Annotated in this window: 15 protein-coding genes; 2 read left to right on the forward strand and 13 right to left on the reverse strand. The window is 38.7% G+C overall.

Translation table 11 applies throughout. The features are described 5' to 3' along the window. Positions 1-35 precede the first annotated feature (35 nt). The 4 genes from glnA to hflX form a co-directional block, all read right to left on the reverse strand. Entirely contained in the window at positions 36-1,370 is a 1,335-nt protein-coding gene (glnA, locus tag ACIQ0C_RS26160; RefSeq protein ID WP_053534438.1) for a type I glutamate--ammonia ligase, read from the reverse strand. A 39-nt stretch (positions 1,371-1,409) separates the two neighbouring features. Beyond that, positions 1,410-1,814, reverse strand: a complete 405-nt coding sequence (locus ACIQ0C_RS26165) for a MerR family transcriptional regulator (protein WP_402843852.1) — start codon at positions 1,812-1,814, stop codon at positions 1,410-1,412. Positions 1,815-2,011: 197 nt separating this feature from the next. Beyond that, complete coding sequence (locus tag ACIQ0C_RS26170; RefSeq protein WP_403065536.1) at positions 2,012-3,280, reverse strand: methionine gamma-lyase family protein; 1,269 nt, start codon at positions 3,278-3,280, stop codon at positions 2,012-2,014. Positions 3,281-3,292: 12 nt separating this feature from the next. Beyond that, on the reverse strand, positions 3,293-4,546 hold the full coding sequence (gene hflX / locus ACIQ0C_RS26175) for a GTPase HflX (protein ID WP_403065539.1): 1,254 nt from the start codon (positions 4,544-4,546) through the stop codon (positions 3,293-3,295). 168 nt (positions 4,547-4,714) lie between these two features. Between hflX and ACIQ0C_RS26180 the strand changes: the two genes are divergently transcribed. Next, the gene (locus ACIQ0C_RS26180; protein ID WP_402843860.1) at positions 4,715-5,323 is read left to right on the forward strand and encodes a trimeric intracellular cation channel family protein; all 609 of its coding nucleotides are present in this window, start codon (positions 4,715-4,717) and stop codon (positions 5,321-5,323) included. Between the two features lie 37 nt (positions 5,324-5,360). Here ACIQ0C_RS26180 and spoVK read toward each other — a convergent pair whose 3' ends face one another. The 9 genes from spoVK to ACIQ0C_RS26225 form a co-directional block, all read right to left on the reverse strand. Then, entirely contained in the window at positions 5,361-6,317 is a 957-nt protein-coding gene (spoVK, locus tag ACIQ0C_RS26185) for a stage V sporulation protein K (protein WP_402843863.1), read from the reverse strand. A 388-nt stretch (positions 6,318-6,705) separates the two neighbouring features. Continuing rightward, positions 6,706-6,939: an RNA chaperone Hfq gene (gene hfq / locus ACIQ0C_RS26190; protein WP_034313436.1), complete on the reverse strand. Its 234-nt coding sequence runs from the start codon at positions 6,937-6,939 to the stop codon at positions 6,706-6,708. 3 nt (positions 6,940-6,942) lie between these two features. Next, complete coding sequence (gene miaA / locus ACIQ0C_RS26195; protein ID WP_403065559.1) at positions 6,943-7,863, reverse strand: tRNA (adenosine(37)-N6)-dimethylallyltransferase MiaA; 921 nt, start codon at positions 7,861-7,863, stop codon at positions 6,943-6,945. A 339-nt stretch (positions 7,864-8,202) separates the two neighbouring features. Further along, positions 8,203-9,525: a sensor histidine kinase gene (locus tag ACIQ0C_RS26200; protein WP_403065542.1), complete on the reverse strand. Its 1,323-nt coding sequence runs from the start codon at positions 9,523-9,525 to the stop codon at positions 8,203-8,205. 547 nt (positions 9,526-10,072) lie between these two features. After that, positions 10,073-12,016, reverse strand: a complete 1,944-nt coding sequence (locus tag ACIQ0C_RS26205; RefSeq protein ID WP_403065545.1) for an FtsX-like permease family protein — start codon at positions 12,014-12,016, stop codon at positions 10,073-10,075. Beyond that, a complete protein-coding gene (locus ACIQ0C_RS26210) occupies positions 11,994-12,770 on the reverse strand; it encodes an ABC transporter ATP-binding protein (RefSeq protein ID WP_403065548.1) in 777 nt (258 codons plus the stop codon). The genes ACIQ0C_RS26205 and ACIQ0C_RS26210 overlap by 23 nt, the downstream gene beginning before the upstream one ends. A gap of 98 nt (positions 12,771-12,868) precedes the next feature. Beyond that, positions 12,869-13,930: a sensor histidine kinase gene (locus ACIQ0C_RS26215; protein ID WP_403065551.1), complete on the reverse strand. Its 1,062-nt coding sequence runs from the start codon at positions 13,928-13,930 to the stop codon at positions 12,869-12,871. Further along, positions 13,927-14,634 (reverse strand): response regulator transcription factor, encoded by a 708-nt coding sequence (locus ACIQ0C_RS26220; RefSeq protein WP_403065554.1) that lies wholly within the window; start codon positions 14,632-14,634, stop codon positions 13,927-13,929. The genes ACIQ0C_RS26215 and ACIQ0C_RS26220 overlap by 4 nt, the downstream gene beginning before the upstream one ends. A gap of 72 nt (positions 14,635-14,706) precedes the next feature. Next, complete coding sequence (locus ACIQ0C_RS26225; RefSeq protein WP_402843879.1) at positions 14,707-15,162, reverse strand: SMI1/KNR4 family protein; 456 nt, start codon at positions 15,160-15,162, stop codon at positions 14,707-14,709. Between the two features lie 1,062 nt (positions 15,163-16,224). Here ACIQ0C_RS26225 and ACIQ0C_RS26230 point away from each other — a divergent pair. Next, entirely contained in the window at positions 16,225-16,662 is a 438-nt protein-coding gene (locus tag ACIQ0C_RS26230) for a helical membrane plugin domain-containing protein (protein WP_403065556.1), read from the forward strand. Positions 16,663-16,715 lie beyond the last annotated feature (53 nt).

Below are 16,715 nucleotides of genomic sequence, written 5' to 3' on the forward strand. Positions count from 1 at the left end.
CTGAGAAACTCAGTAATACCAAGGCTTTAAAGCTATTAATACATTGACATATATTGTTCGCGTTCCCATGGGTGAACTTGAGTTCTAAACATATCCCACTCGATTTCTTTTGCTTCGATGAAGTGCTCAAGTAAATGTTCACCTAATGCTTCTTTGATTACTTCATCAGATTTTAATGTTTCCAATGCAGCATATAAAGTAGCTGGTAGATCAACGATACCTACTTCTTCACGTTCTTCTTTATTCATTACATAGATGTTGCGGTCAACTGGAGCTGGAGGAGTCAAGTCGTTCTTGATTCCGTCAAGACCAGCTTTTAGTAGAACTGCAAGCGCCAAGTATGGGTTTGCTGCTGGATCGACACTACGTACCTCTACGCGAGTACTTACTCCGCGTGAAGCTGGGATACGGATTAGTGGGCTACGGTTTTTAGCAGACCATGCAACATAACAAGGAGCTTCGTAACCAGGAACTAGACGTTTGTATGAGTTAACAGTTGGGTTTGTTACCGCAGTGAAGCTTGGAGCATGCTTAATGATACCTGCGATAAATTGCTCAGCTGTTTTACTTAATTCCAATTTACCTTCTTTATCATAAAACGCGTTTTCGTTGCCTTTGAATAGTGAAACATTACAGTGCATTCCAGATCCATTAACACCGAACAATGGTTTTGGCATGAATGTTGCGTGTAAACCATGTTTACGGGCAATCGTTTTAACAACCAATTTAAATGTTTGGATGTTATCACAAGCTGAAATTGCATCTGCATATTTAAAGTCAATTTCATGTTGTCCTGGAGCTACTTCATGGTGGGATGCTTCGATTTCAAATCCCATTTCTTCAAGTTCAAGAACGATATCACGACGGCAGTTTTCTCCTAGGTCAGTAGGTGCAAGGTCAAAGTATCCGCCTTTATCGTTCAATTCTAGAGTCGGCTCGCCTGCTGCATCCAGTTTGAATAGGAAGAATTCAGGCTCAGGTCCAAGATTGAAATCCGTGAAGCCCATTTCTCTTGCTTCCGCAAGAACACGTTTTAGGTTTGCACGTGGATCTCCATCAAAAGGTGTTCCATCCGTATTGTAAATATCACAGATTAGACGTGCGACTTTACCTTTTTCAGAAGTCCAAGGGAAGATAACCCATGTGTTTAAATCAGGATATAGGTACATATCAGACTCTTCGATACGAACGAAGCCTTCAATGGAAGATCCGTCAAACATCATTTTATTATCAAGTGCTTTTTCTAATTGACTGACTGGGATTTCAACGTTTTTAATTGTCCCTAAAATGTCAGTAAATTGTAAACGAATGTACTTAACATTTTCTTCTTTCGCTAAACGAGTGATGTCTTCACGTGTGAACTTTGCCAATTTCTATTCCCCCTAATAATCATTCATAAATCATATTTTTTATTGGAAAAAACGGGACATATCCCCTTGTCGAAGAGATGTTCGATGCTTGCTGCCTTGTAAAAGCTCGGCACGCAGAAGCTTGCGAAGCTCCTCGTCACTAAGGTCCTGTCTTATCTTTTCCGCTTGTTCTAAATCTTGAGTTTTAGGTAAATTCTCTTCCTTTACAGTGAAAATCTTTTTGATGCCGGCCAGATTGACTCCTTGTTCGATTAAGTCTTTAATCTCAAGCAGTCGATCGATATCGTTTAATGAAAAAACCCGACGATTTCCATCTGTTCTCATAGGAGTAATAAGTTGATGCTCTTCGTAATACCGAATTTGGCGTGCAGACAACTCAGTTAGCTGCATGACGATTCCGATGGAAAAAAGAGGCATCGAACGCCGAATGTTGTTGCCGCTCATTCTTAGCATCCTCCTTTTGTTTATCTTAAAATAAGCATATATCATGTTATTAAACTTGTCAATGTGATGTTACATTTTATGACGTCTTTTTTTCAGAAAAATTAAATGATTTGCTACTACTCAAATATTATGACTATTGCTTTTTTCAGGAATCCAATTGTATCTGGATTCCCATTACCCACCTAACTTAATTTCATTTACAATTGAATCAGCTTTTTGTCCATTAGCGCATTCACAGCAGTCAGTACAGCTACTTTAACATGTGCGTATGTCAATCCGCCTTGAACGTAGGCAACATATGGAGCCCTTGTCGGACCATCTGCCGTCAGTTCAATGCTGGCCCCCTGTATAAAGGTGCCCGCAGCCATGATTACATCGTCTTCATATCCTGGCATATAGGCAGGATATGGTGTTACATGTGAATTGATTGGTGATGCATATTGGATGGCCTGACAGAACGCAACCATCTTATCCCGGTCATCAAATTGGACGGATTGAATCAAATCAGTTCGCTTCGCATCCCATTTAGGAGATGTATTCATACCGAGTTTTTCTAAAAAGGCAGCTGTGAATACCGCTCCTTTAACAGCTTGGCCCACGACATGCGGTGCAAGGAAGAACCCTTGGTACATTTCCTGCAGACTATAAAGCGATGCACCTGCTTCAGCCCCTATTCCTGGCGATGTTAATCGATAAGAGCAAGCTTCAACCAGATCTTTTTTACCAACAATGTATCCACCGGTTTTCACTATCCCGCCACCAGGATTTTTAATGAGTGAACCAGCCATTAAATCCGCTCCGACATGACATGGTTCTTGTGTCTCAACAAACTCTCCATAACAATTGTCCACGAACACGACGATTTCCGGGTTAATCTCTTTAACAAATGAAATCATTTCCTTTATTTCATTTATCGTAAAGGAAGGGCGTGTCGCATACCCTTTTGACCGTTGTATACCGATCATCTTCGTGTTTGGTTGAATGGCTTGTTTGACGGCTTCGAAATCAACGGTTCCGGTTTCCGCTAACGGAACGGCCTTATAGCCGATCTGAAAATCACGCAAAGATCCGATACCCGATCCCCGGATACCGACAATCTCTTCCAAAGTATCATACGGCTTTCCAGTTATGTATAACAATTCATCCCCTGGGCGCAATATACCGAAAAGAGCGGTGGAGATGGCGTGTGTGCCTGAAATGATTTGGGGGCGCACCAATCCAGCTTCCGCGCCAAAAACATCTGCATATATCAATTCCAGCGTATCGCGGCCCATATCATCGTATCCATACCCTGTAGTCGGGATGAAATGGGAATCACTCACTTTATGTGATTGATAACTCTGTAATACGCGAAATTGATTTTCTTCGATTCGTTCGTCCACTTGCTTATGTAACGGAGAAATCATTGCTTCCACTTCCTGTGCAATGTTTTTCAACACTTCTCCATTTGTTAACTGCTGATACATCAAAATTCCCCTTTATAATGAATATTTCTCTAGCTGCCCGGTTATTGGATGATCAGCTAGACAAAAACCTTTGCATTCATACCTTTCCAATTCTTCGTTAAAGGAGAGAGTGCGCAATATGGTTTCATTTTTCAGCTGTGATAATAGTTTACCCTCACTCGACGGCAGGAAAACATGATACGGGACCATTTCTTCAATCACGTACTTTTCAATTTCTTCCATGATTTGATTCAGGTCCGATTGTTCATAGGCACTGATCATTAATGAAGCACGACTGGCTGACCTGACAAAATCAGCGTGAATCTTGTCCTTTTTATTATACAACGTTAGCTGTGGAATGGAAGGCACATCTAAGTCATTTAACAAATCCTGCACCGTTTTCTGATGATTAAAGTAATCTGTACTTGAGGAATCGACCACATGTAACAACAGATCCGCTTCTTTCACTTCTTCCAAGGTAGAGCGGAATGCAGCGATTAAAGATGTCGGCAAATCTTGTATGAATCCAACCGTATCCGTCAGCAGCACGGTAAATCCGCTAGGAAGGATCGCCTTTCTTGTCATGGGATCCAGCGTAGCGAATAATTGGTTCTCTTCATATGAATCAGCCTCCGTCAAACGGTTGAACAGTGTGGATTTACCTGCATTCGTGTATCCCACAAGTGCTATTTGAAAGGCCTTATTACGTTTCCTTCTATCACGATAACGTTCACGATGCTTCACTATTCCACTTAATTGTTGCTTGATTTCATCTATTTTTCCACGGATGTGGCGGCGGTCGCTTTCCAACTTCGTCTCCCCTGGTCCCCTGGTGCCGATTCCTCCTCCTAGCCTGGACATTGCCGTTCCCTGTCCAACCAAACGCGGCAATAAATATTGGAGCTGAGCAAGTTCAACCTGCAGCTTTCCTTCTCTGGATCGAGCCCGCTGTGCAAATATATCCAATATTAGCTGTGTCCGGTCTATGATCCTTGCCTCCAATTGTTTCGAAAGGTTCCGAATCTGGCTCGGGGATAGTTCATCATTAAAGATAAATAAATCCGGCTCCAGCTCCTCCTCCAGATTCCGGAGTTCTTCCACTTTTCCTTTTCCTATATATGTAGCCGGATCTACGCTTTCCCTTTTCTGGGAGATGGTCATTAAAACCTCAGCATTCGCCGTCTTCGCCAATGAAGCCAGTTCATCGAGTGAATATTCAAAACGTTCACTAGTCTCAGTTGTTTGACACCCAATTAAAACAGCCGTTTCCTTTATCGCTTCTTCCAAATCAAATGCACCACCTTCTGGTAGATTTCAGTTAATCATAACAAAAAAATTCAATATATAAAAATTTCCTCAAAACGAAGCTTTTAACCGTTTTAAAAATTCCGATAACATGCTAAAATCAAATTTGGCTTTACCATCAAAATCGAAAAGACATAGAGGGACATTCATATGACATGGGAAGTATTAAGCTTAATCGGTACGATTGCATTCGCTATTAGCGGAACCATCATCGCCATGGAAGAAGAGTATGATATTTTAGGAGTTTATATTTTAGGAATCATAACCGCCTTTGGCGGCGGGGCAATCCGCAATCTGTTGATCGGTGTCCCCGTTTCAGCTTTATGGGATCAAAGTTTCTATTTTGTCATTGCTTTAGTATCCATCACCATCGTTTTTATTTTTCCTACAAACCTATCAAAGCACTGGGACAGATGGGGAAATCTCAGTGATGCCATTGGCCTTTCAGCCTTTGCCATCCAAGGGGCGATGTATGCCGTGGAACTAAATCATCCAATAAGCGCCATCATTGTATCAGCTGCATTAACCGGATGCGGCGGTGGGATACTCCGTGACGTACTAGCCGGAAGAAAGCCATTGGTCTTCAGAAAAGAAATCTACGTAGTTTGGGCCATCATTGCAGGCTTGGCTTTAGGCAGTGGTGTATTATCCCAGTCATGGCAGCTATATTCGCTCTTTGCCGTCATCACGATATTGCGAGTCCTTTCTTACACCAATAATTGGCATCTGCCTAATAAAAAATGGGTGCCTAAAACATAAATTTGAAAAGCCCGCCATCTTGGTGGGCTTTTCCATGTCATTCTTTCTCATCATCCTCGAAAATCAAATCTTGGCTGGTAAGCGTGAGTAAATCGGATTTTTCAAATGAATCTTCCAGTAAAAGCCGCATTGCCTGCGCCCTAATTGACTTTTCAAGTATATTGCGGATATAACGACCGTTAGAAAATGAAATAGGTCCCCGGAATGAACGTAATATGATTAAATGTTCTCTTAATTTCCTTTCGGCATCCCGATTCATTAGATACTCCTTTTCCTGCAACATCCGATCGGCTATTTCCATTAGCTGTTCAATCGTATAATCCGGAAAATCAATAACAAGCGGGAACCTGGAATGAAGGCCAGGATTAAGGCTGAGGAAATAATCCATTTCCCTCGAATATCCCGCAAGGATCAAAATGAATTCGTGCTGCCGATCCTCCATATGCTTGACAAGGGTGTCTATGGCTTCTTTTCCAAAATCCTTTTCGCCGCCTCTTCCCAAGGAATAAGCTTCATCAATAAATAAGATTCCGCCAATGGCCTTCTTAATTAAATCCCTTGTTTTTTGGGCAGTATGACCAATGTATTCCCCGACTAAATCTGCCCTCTCCGCTTCAATTAAATGCCCTTTCGAAAGTACATTCATTTTTTGAAACAACTTACCGATTAAACGTGCAACCGTTGTTTTCCCTGTTCCCGGATTCCCTTTAAACATCATATGCAGCGCTTGCCGGCCAGTCTTCAGCCCCTTTGCCTCACGTTGTTTATTGATGTAAATCCAGGCATATATCTCTTTTATCATCCGCTTCATTTCTTCCATTCCGACCAGCGATTTCAGTTCATCTTCAATCTCTTTCAATGCCACATGCTGGTGGGGGATTTCCTGCACCAAAATTTCTTTTATCGGCAGATCCTTTTGCAGCGCTTTTCTGTTTTCCGCATTAAACACAATATTGATTTGCCCGTTATTTTTCATACGGATCGGTTGTTCCAATTCATTCACCTCTCCATCTTGGACCCTGACTCTAACACCACAATTTTCGATTTATGATGGTCATGGCATTGCTGCTTAGCCAAAATTATCCCATCGGAAAATTCGCGTTAATCTTTTCGTGATTAAGCCCCATTCCCTTCCTGAAAAGCGACTTATTCTGACAGGATTTTTTCATTAGGAGGATTTATTACGACAAATTCCATACCCGTTCACCAATTTATTAGGGGTAATGTCATTTCCTGCGGTTTCCCGGAAAATAATCCGTCCCTTGATATATATTCAAATCAGGTACGTAAAATTATCGATTCTTTGAAAAAGAACAGAGAAGTGCATGCAAAAAAAACAGGTCGCCATAAGCTAAACCTGTTTTTCACATCCATATATATGATTATTCCTTCACTTCGTAATCAATCTGAACATTACGTTGTGGAGCAAATGTAGAAATCGCATGTTTATAGACTAGTTGCTGTTTGCCCTCCGATTCAAATAAAACGGTAAAATTATCGAACCCTTTCACTTGTCCTCTAATCTGAAACCCGTTTAATAAAAATACCGTCACATACGTACCATCTTTACGTAATTGATTAAGAAACTGATCTTGAATATTTACTGATTGTTTCATGAATTAGTCCTCCTCTTTTCTCTCTAAATTTATGTATTCGCCTTCACTGAAAAGCTTTCCTGCTATAAATCCAGATATTTCATGTATTTTTTTCGGAAAACCCTCGAGATCGGTCATATCAAACCAAAATACATTCATTTTATTCCGAAACCAGGTCAATTGCCTTTTCGCATAACGACGGGAGTTTTGCTTTAATGTCTCAACCGCTTCATCCAATGAAGCCCTTCCATCAAAATAATCATAGATTTCTTTATAGCCTATAGCCTGGATCGATTGGCAATCCCTCAAACCTTTTTCATGAAATGACTCCACCTCTTGAATCAGCCCTTCTTCTACCATGACATCAACACGATGATCGATGCGTTGATATAACTTTTCACGTTCCATTGTCAATCCAATGATGCACGTATCATATTTCAATTCTGTAGGCTGTTCATTCAGCTGCTCACTCATCGTTTTACCGGTACAATGAAAAATCTCAAGTGCCCTGATCACCCTTCTTATATTATTAGGATGAATCCGATTCGCGCTTTCCGGGTCAACACTTCGTAATTGCTCAAAAACAGGATCTATTCCTGACTCCCTTACCTGTTTTTCGAGTCCCTCCCTATAAACAGGGTCGGATGGCGCCTCCGAAAAATGATAATCATAGATGACTGATTGTATGTATAATCCTGTTCCACCGACGATAATGGGAAGTTTTCCTCTGCTTTGGATATCCTCGATACAAGCATTAGCTCGCTCCTGGAACTCTGCCGCACTAAATGGTTCATCAGGATCTTTAATATCAAGTAAATAATGAGGAATTCCTTCCGTTTCTTCCCTCTTGATTTTTGCAGTCCCAATATCCATCCCTTTATAAACCTGCATGGAGTCTCCGCTAATGATTTCACCATTAAATAACTTTGCCATCTCAATGCTCATCTTTGTCTTCCCGACAGCAGTCGGTCCAATGATAACGAGAAGTTTTCCTTTTTGTTGTTTCACAATCTCACTGCCTTAAATGATTTTTTCCCTATCTTATCATAATCTCGTTGAGAGCAGCTAAACATCTACCCATTATGTCCAATTAAGGTACTTTTATTCAAATTTTTAACCGTAAAAATCGTCATCTTCATATCTCTTAGATCGTCAGGGTGTAAAATACAAAAAAAACATTCGAGGCTCACAGCTCCATTGCGGCAATGGGGAAAAATCGTAAAAAAGGTATGATTCCTTCAAGGAATCATACCTTCTTATCAAATGTGTTTCCTTTGGATCAATTTAGCCCATTTTTCCATTTACGGGAATAATCATCGTAACGGTCGTTTCTTTTTCAGAGGATTGTACATGAATCTCTCCATCATATCTTTTCACTAAGTCTTTGACGATGAACAATCCTTGTCCGCGAACTTTGCCCTTTTGTGCCTTTTTGGTTGAAAAACCGCTGGCGAATATATTCTCCATATCTAATTCCGAAATCATTGGTCCAGTGTTCGTGACCATGAACGTATACTTTTCAGCATCAGCTTTGCATGCAATATTCATCCGGCGTTCTTGCTCCGGCAATTCAATTGTTGCCTCAATCGCATTGTCGATAACATTTGATAATAATTTTATCAAATCGATTGTTTTGACCCGATTGAAGGATTCTTGTGAAACATCAATCTCAATATCGATGTTATAATTCTGGGCCGAAAGCCTTTTAGTCTCTAACAGGACAGATAAGCCCGGATGAATCACATCCAATTTCATCGATTCAATCGAATGCACTTCTTTTGAAAGACCTGTTATATATTCGAGTGCTTTTGCGTTCTCCTCTAATTTAAGCAATCCATGTATCACCTGAATATGATTGGAAAAATCATGCCTTAATGAGCGGACTGAAGCAATGAGCGATTGAAATTCCGATTGATATGTATCTTCCGTATCCCCCACTTCACGTGTCAGTTCCTTTTGATACCATTTTTGAATGACAAAAAAGGTAACCAGCAGCATGATAACAAATCCACCATTATAAACAAGAATGGCAATGCTGCTTTTCAATACCTTGCCGTTAATGGCATTAATATCTTCCGCGCTAACATCAATGCCCAAAAAACCAATAATGGTGCCATCTTGATTTTTCATCGGCACTCCCACAGTCAAATACTCACCATATTCCGGATCTTCCAGAATACCGGTAATGAAACTTTTGCCTTCATACGCCTGTTTAACCTGCTCCGACGGAACAGTACATACACCACCGATAGGAAAATCCCCTTTATGATCCTTAGAAAATCCAGTAATCATAGCCTTAGATACTTCCGGATTATCAATCAAGATGGTATAAACGTATAATGCTCCTATTTTTTCACGGGCATCCTCTAAGTAAGCTTTTATATCCAAATAATCCTGGCTCTTTACTTGGTTATTGAGAAATCGCTGATACGCCTCTATATCCATCGAGTCGGCAATAGATCTAGCAGCTACCAAGTTTTGATTTGCAACGGATTTTTGCACAGAATTTTTAATGCTTAAATATGTTGAAAACATATTTAAAAGAATGAAAACAATCAATAAAAGAATGGTCAAATAAAGAAATGCCCTTAACTTTTTATTTTTCATAGGATTAAACTTACCTCGTCTCTAGCAGCTAAAAGTTAACGAACTTATTCTGAGTTTACTATATTAAGGGACAAAGAAATAGGGAAAAATCTAATATTCTCTATAATCCCAGGCATATAATACTATAATAAATCAAGTAATTAACAGAATACCCACCATTTTTTTGATCATATGACTTTTTATGTTTTAATCTAAACTAAGTCTATTGTTAATCATTTCTAATAAATCATTATATTTCCATAAAATAATTATTTTAGTATAATTATTTATGTGAAAATGGTAAAAATAAATGATGTGGGGTTCGATATTCTCGCTTCAAATAAATAATTTTACCCTTTATATGAAAATATTACAACATTTTAAAGGACTCACCTGTAAAATCACACCATAATTCATATGATTTTTGCAAAATAGCGGATTACTCCTCTTTCAATAGTGCATATTAACTAATTTATCATCAATGAAAATGCCGTTTCAATGAGAAGACTCCTGAATAAAAAAATGGAATCAGGGACTGAACCCTAGATTCCAATACATATGATAGCTTTTATTTAAATGAATTGATGACTGCCCGCTCATACATCTTTTTAGTTACTTGATAGTATAGCAGTTGAAAAAGAAAATACGTTGCGATGACCATGGCCGAGTAGACAAACAAATTCGTTCCCAATAAATTGCTTAATGCCACGTAGGCGACTATGGCATGAATCACCCCTATCAGAAAAGGAGCGAAAAAGAGGATGCGTATTTCGGCACTTAAAATTTGCCGTATTTCTTTTTTTGTCAACCCCAATCGATGAAGGGCATGGATTTGGATTTTTTTATCTTCTAAATTCGTAAAAACTCGCAGATACATCATGCTCCCTTGGACGATATAGAATAATAGACTGACAAACAAGCCTATAAAAAGAATCAATATGCTTCCCTGTTTCATTTCTTGATAAATCGGAGCTCTTGTTTGCAGTTGATTATGATTAGGATTATTAGACATTTGTTCGATTTCACTAGATGTTTCCATTGATTCTTCCCAATCTTTAACTTCATACCCCCGTACTCTTGCCATCTCTTTTAATGGCACATCTGCAGTGATTTCATGATACAGCTGATCATCGACCACCATCAGGGTCGTTGCTGCTTTTATGGGTGCGACTATCGATTGATTGCGCTGACCAATCATTGTTACCTGAATGGTTCGATTGCCAAAGTGCAGCTCCTTTTGTTCTCCCTTGTGGACGAATTGATAGTCCAGTCCTCCATCATAAGGAAAAATATATAACGCTTCTTTTCCTGATAACTTTGCTGGTTCAATTTTTCGCAATGCAGCCGCATTGTTATAATCACTTTCCGAGATTAATAATGACCTATTTTCATTGGGTTCTCCCGTTCTCATATGGGGTAACATGTGGGTAATGGGCAATCCAGTCATATTTACTTCGTAAAGGATCTTGAATCCATCTTCCTTTAATGTTTTCTCCACTGCAGATGGTTCAATAACTGAATAAATGGAAGCGTCATTTTCAACCCAGCCAATTGATTGCGGAATGTTATCCATCCCTTGCTTTTTTAAATCTGCACTGAACATGAAAAGTGTTCCTGCAGCTGTCAAAATCACGGCTGTAATGATCGAGGTCAAAAAGAATAACCTGGAATAGTCCTTAATATTGAATATCAGGTTTGTTTGAGTAATTAAATTCGTTCCACCATATAAGCTTTTCTTCTTCCGGTAAAGCCTTCTGCATAGAGCGACAATGCTTTGGCTGAATAAAAAATAGGTGCCGATCAGTACGAAGAATACTATAGGCAATACTCGAATATAAGAATTGTTCACCGACATCGTACATGCCAAATAATAAGAAATGCTTAAGCAAACTGCTGATAGTGCAATTAACCACCTTGAAACGAAGGGAGTCTTTTTGGGTTTTTGTTTATCTTTGAGTAAATCGACTACCTCCGCATTTCCTATGTGGAACAATGAAAGGAGCGATAATAGCTGAAATAGCAAAATGAAACCAACAATGGTATAAATAAAGGCCTCAGGGACAAAGACAAACGATATTGGTTGCTCTACAGCCAATAACCAAGAAATTGCCATTAAGAATAATTTTGAGAACAAAAACCCTAAGCCAACTCCAACCAGGATAGATATGAGGGAAACCATCGTTTGCTCCAAGTAAATCAGTTTTCTAAGTTGGGATTTGGACATTCCAAGCAGTGTCAGCAGCCCAAACTCTTTTTTTCGCGGCTGTATAAATGCTGCATTCGAATAAGCGATAAAAAAAACTGAAAATATGATGATCACTATTTCTGCTGCAATGAGTCCCCTACTAATTAACTGTCCCCCTGGAATATTCGCATGGACCACATCAGGATGAAAGATAAACGATGCGTAAATAAAAAAGATTGAGACGGAAAGGACAATACTAAAAAAATAAGCAAGATAACGTTGTGCATTTCCTTGAATATTCCTCTTAGCGAGAAGTCGGATGTTCATGATAGACTCCTCCCAAAACACTTAACGTATCTAAAATCCTTTGATGGAAGCTCTGTCTTTCCCCTCCGCTGTGGACCTCCGAAAAGAACTTGCCATCCTTTATGAATAGAATCCGGTCACAGAAGCTGGCTGCAGTCGGGTCATGAGTGACCATAAGGATGGTTGCTCCCTTTTTCTCCTGAAGTGTCGTGAGGGTATCCATTACCTGCTTGGCAGATTTGGAATCCAAATTACCAGTAGGTTCATCCGCTAAAATAATGGAAGGCTCATGAATCATCGCTCTTGCACAAGCCGTTCGTTGCTGCTGACCTCCAGAAATTTCAAAAGTCCTCTTTTCTAAAATCCCTTCTATGCCAAGAAGGCTTGCCAACTGATTTACCCTATATTCCATTTCCTGCAGTTTATAATGATCTAACGCTAGAGGAAGGAGGATATTTTCGCGAACGGTAAGTGTATCAAGAAGGTTGAAGTCTTGAAAAACAAATCCAATTTCCCTCCTTCGAAACAATGCCAGGTTCTGATTGTTTAATTCATTAGGATTTTGATCATTCAGAATGACTTTACCTGTGGTGGGCTTATCAATCGTGGCCATTAAGTTAAGCAGAGTGGTTTTCCCGCTGCCAGATGGACCCATCACTCCGACAAATTCCCCTTTCTGTACATTCATGGTGAAATTATGTAACGCCTTATGAAATAAATTCCCCTGCTTTTGAAAATAAGTTTTGGATAGTTGTTCCGCTTTTAAAATCGACATCCGAAAATACCTCCCTTTCTTACCGTAAGTATAATGAATAAAGCGGGAGGCTCCCATCGAAGTTTATTACATAATCGTTTAGCACCCTTACAATTCTGTCACCTTTCATGTAAGATATTTGTCTTAAAGAGAAACTCCACAGTAGTCCCTTCGGATACGGTCGATTGGATGGTAACGACATGCCCAAGTCTATTAACGATTTCCTTCACAAGATATAGTCCCATTCCGGTTGACTCTTGTTTGACTCGCCCGTTCTCACCAGTAAAGAATGGATCAAACACCCGTTTTACATCATGTGGGACGATTCCAATTCCCTGATCTGTTATCCTAAGGAAAATCTCCGACTCTTTTTCAATGATATTGAACGTTATGCTGTCATGTTCTTCCTGCCTTGAATACTTCAGTGCATTAAAGACCACCTGACTAATGGCGAAGTGCAGCCACTTGCGATCCGAATGTACATATACGTCCTCAAGCTCCGTTTCAAGCCTCGGATATATGAACCGTTTGATGAACTGTTTTTTTTCCTCGTTAATCACTTGCTTGACTAGATTAATTAAGTTAACCCGCTCCGATTTTACATCCTCCGAAAAACGCTGCAGCCTTGCTCCATGCAATATAATTTCCAGCCCTCTGCGAAATCGATCATTTTCTTCTTCTATCTCTTTAAGATGATCCTTCATCGGCTCATTCGAAAATATCCTTTTGCCTTCTTGAATCAGTAAGGAAATGACTGAAACAGGTGTCTTCATTTGATGGACCCATTGATGAATCAACAGCTCATATTGCTCCTTCTGTTTGATTTGTTCTTGTAATTGCCCAATGGTTACCTTGTTCATTTGTTGAAAAAGCTCCATCCACAACTTTTGTTCATTTGTCAAAGGTTCCCTAAAGGCTTCGACATATTCAAACGACAAGCTCGGTTCTTGCTTCATCCTTGCTAATTGATTAAGGAAACGGTATTGCCTTATGTAATCGGCCACTAAAAATATAAGCATCATAAACAACGCGAGAATAATTAAATAGATGATATTTGAAATCGATATGTGATTCCCCGCTTCCAGAACGGCTAATGCATAAGCAATGATAAGCAGGCTTACCAGTAGTACGGTATAAAATATAAAATAAAGACGGTCTTTAATAAAGGATTTCAGCTTCATTTTTCTTCACCTTGCACTATTTTTAGTCGATATCCTTTTCCCCTGCTAGTTGTTATGGCATTCTTGACACCAATATCCTCAAGTTTTCTCCGTACCCTTGTGACATTGACGGTCAATGTATTGTCATCAACAAATGAATCATCATTCCATAATGCTTCAAGTAACACTTCACGAGAGACGATGGTGTCATACTGTCGTAGTAAACAACTCAATAATTTCAACTCATTTTGAGTTAACGTTACCTGATTGTCTTGATATTCAATCATCGCTTTTTCCGTATAAAGCGTTAATCCCTCCATTTCCTTTACTTGTTGGTGGAATGAAGATATATCCGCATATTCACCATACACCCTTCGTAGGACACTCTTCATTTTCGCTAATACCACTTCAAAATGAAACGGTTTTGTTAAATAGTCATCTCCCCCATATTCAATGGCCATGACTTGGTTCATTTCATCTGTCCTTGCAGAGATGAATATGACAGGAACCTTCGAAACCGTCCTTATTAGCCGGCACCAATGGAACCCATCATAATAGGGCAGATTAATATCCAATAAAACCAAATCTGGCTTTATATCTTGAAACTCCGCAAAAACTTGGTCCAGTTGCTTCACTTCAAAAACCTCATACCCATACCTTTTTAAATAATTGACCAAGATTCCAGCTATTTTGAGATCGTCTTCAACCAATAATATTTTATACATTTTTATCTCCTCATTAACATGACAATAAAAAACCTTGAATGGCATGAGCCAATCAAGGGGATTACAATAAAATTAGATTTCCTCCGGGACTTTCAATCCCTCAATGAAGGAATTAAAACTCGATGCAACTTTATAAATATTTTCATCCTGGCTTGAAGGATCCGAATACCAACCCCGATCCCAGAAGTATACTCCCTTTTCCTCTTCGTTATTTATCAGCAAGATTTTACCTGCACATGTATCATTACCTATTATAATGCAATTCTTATGTAAGTCTTCTCTGTTTTCTTCATGCCATTTTTGTAAATCCAGTTCTTTATCTTGAAGCTCTAATCCATAAAGTGCTTTTAAGCAAACGAGTGTGTCTAATCCATCTACATAAAACTTACAGTTTTGAACCGCAGTTGTGCCGCCATTATGTTTAAGGAGAAATTGTTTATAATCTTCAGGAATTTCAAAACCCACAAATTCCTGAAAATTATTCACTTCTGCTTGTGTCGCTTTGCCATATCCAGTAATATTCACCATTGTATCGACTCCATTTCATTTTATTGTAGTAAAATCAATTGATAATGTTATTCTATTTCACTTGCTAAAGCTGCTTATAAAACAGCCAGGTTCTAGACTCCATTTACGAAGATACTTTAAATATAAATTATTCATTATTACTTTAGAAAATAATACTTTTTTTGAATATATTAACATAATTTTACTTTCCTTTTCAGTATTTTCTGATATATTTTTTGACAATTTCGTTGCTTTTCATTAAGAAAATAGCTTTTTTTAATCGAAGTTTTGTCGAAAAATCGATAAATCGTATAATTTAGTAGATAAATCAGGGTTTTCGATGATATATCTCCATTTTCGAAGATATATTCCCGATTTCACAGATAAAAATATTATTCTATAAAAAAGGCGCCCACTTCATCTTCAAGTTTAGGCACCACATACATCTTAGACAATTTTATAGTCATCATAAGTTATTAATAACCTGCTCATAGAAACTGTCTCAGCACGAAGCTTATTCTTGTCACGACAATAAGCAATGATGGAACTATTGGGAATTTTAGCTGTACAATTCCATTTACTATATTTTTCATTATACCTAGAGGATATTTCGATAATCTCACCACGTACATTTAACATCCTGCGTTCTACCAAGGGCATCATCTCCAATTCCGATAATATTATTTACCCTAAATCAGATAAAATATTCTTGAGGTACATTCTGTCATGGCCTATTCAAAGATTATGGACATTATAGCAAAACAAATATGCATGCAAAACAAAAGTTGTCTAAAAACGACAACCTATAGTTCTATTATTATAGGAAATGACAAGGTGATCCCATTCATAATCTAATAGAATAACCTCCTTTATTTAAGGTACTATATCCAGAATAACCTTAACATTTTTTCGGAATATTAAGATATATCTTCAAACCCACCTAATATCTGTTATTTATAACCATTAAAATTATATTCGTATCACAAAAGAAATATTTGAAATTAAGAGATTAGAGTCGTATGATTAGTAGTATCGGCGGAAAACACATAAATCAAAATAATTAAGTTTAAAGGGGAATTAGTTATGGTAGATGTAGTCACAAAACCTGAACATGAAACACTTAATATTTCTGCAAACCAAGAACAATTGGATATCCTAGATCAGCTTTTAAAGCCTGAGGTGCAGGAATCATTGAACACTTTAGTCGAGCAGTTACCAAAACTGACTGAGTTAGTGAATATTTTAACAAAGTCTTATGATTTCGCTCAATCGGTTGCGACCGATGATGTGTTGAAAAATGATACGGTCAGCGCCATTTCGGAAATCGCGACACCTGTAGTCGATTCAGTGAAAGGGCTTGCGGTTAATGCCATCGAAGCTAAGGATCGTGCTGAAGTGAATAATGACGTGATTGGTCTTTTTGGTCTGTTAAAAATGATGAAAGATCCGCAAGCGCAAAAGCTTTTCCGTTTCGCCCAAGCTTTTCTTGAAGTCTCTGCAGAACGTAAAAACCAAAAATAATTTGATAACTTTCAATCAGTAAGGACGGGGGATTAACTATGTCAAAACAAATC

Origin of the sequence: Peribacillus sp. NPDC096448 (assembly GCF_044762675.1) — a bacterium.
GTDB classification, from domain to species: Bacteria; Bacillota; Bacilli; order Bacillales; family DSM-1321; genus Peribacillus; species Peribacillus frigoritolerans_B.

Excerpts from the sequence above, each read along its gene's own strand:
- miaA (WP_403065559.1), bottom strand. The coding sequence starts at position 7,863 with ATGAGCATTGAGATGGCAAAGTTATTTAATGGTGAAATCATTAGCGGA.
- ACIQ0C_RS26180 (WP_402843860.1), top strand. The coding sequence starts at position 4,715 with ATGACATGGGAAGTATTAAGCTTAATCGGTACGATTGCATTCGCTATT.
- ACIQ0C_RS26205 (WP_403065545.1), bottom strand. The coding sequence starts at position 12,016 with ATGAACATCCGACTTCTCGCTAAGAGGAATATTCAAGGAAATGCACAA.
- ACIQ0C_RS26220 (WP_403065554.1), bottom strand. The coding sequence starts at position 14,634 with ATGTATAAAATATTATTGGTTGAAGACGATCTCAAAATAGCTGGAATC.
- ACIQ0C_RS26200 (WP_403065542.1), bottom strand. The coding sequence starts at position 9,525 with ATGAAAAATAAAAAGTTAAGGGCATTTCTTTATTTGACCATTCTTTTA.
- ACIQ0C_RS26230 (WP_403065556.1), top strand. The coding sequence starts at position 16,225 with ATGGTAGATGTAGTCACAAAACCTGAACATGAAACACTTAATATTTCT.
- ACIQ0C_RS26225 (WP_402843879.1), bottom strand. The coding sequence starts at position 15,162 with ATGGTGAATATTACTGGATATGGCAAAGCGACACAAGCAGAAGTGAAT.
- hfq (WP_034313436.1), bottom strand. The coding sequence starts at position 6,939 with ATGAAACAATCAGTAAATATTCAAGATCAGTTTCTTAATCAATTACGT.
- ACIQ0C_RS26210 (WP_403065548.1), bottom strand. The coding sequence starts at position 12,770 with ATGTCGATTTTAAAAGCGGAACAACTATCCAAAACTTATTTTCAAAAG.
- ACIQ0C_RS26165 (WP_402843852.1), bottom strand. The coding sequence starts at position 1,814 with ATGAGCGGCAACAACATTCGGCGTTCGATGCCTCTTTTTTCCATCGGA.
- ACIQ0C_RS26170 (WP_403065536.1), bottom strand. The coding sequence starts at position 3,280 with ATGTATCAGCAGTTAACAAATGGAGAAGTGTTGAAAAACATTGCACAG.
- ACIQ0C_RS26215 (WP_403065551.1), bottom strand. The coding sequence starts at position 13,930 with ATGAAGCTGAAATCCTTTATTAAAGACCGTCTTTATTTTATATTTTAT.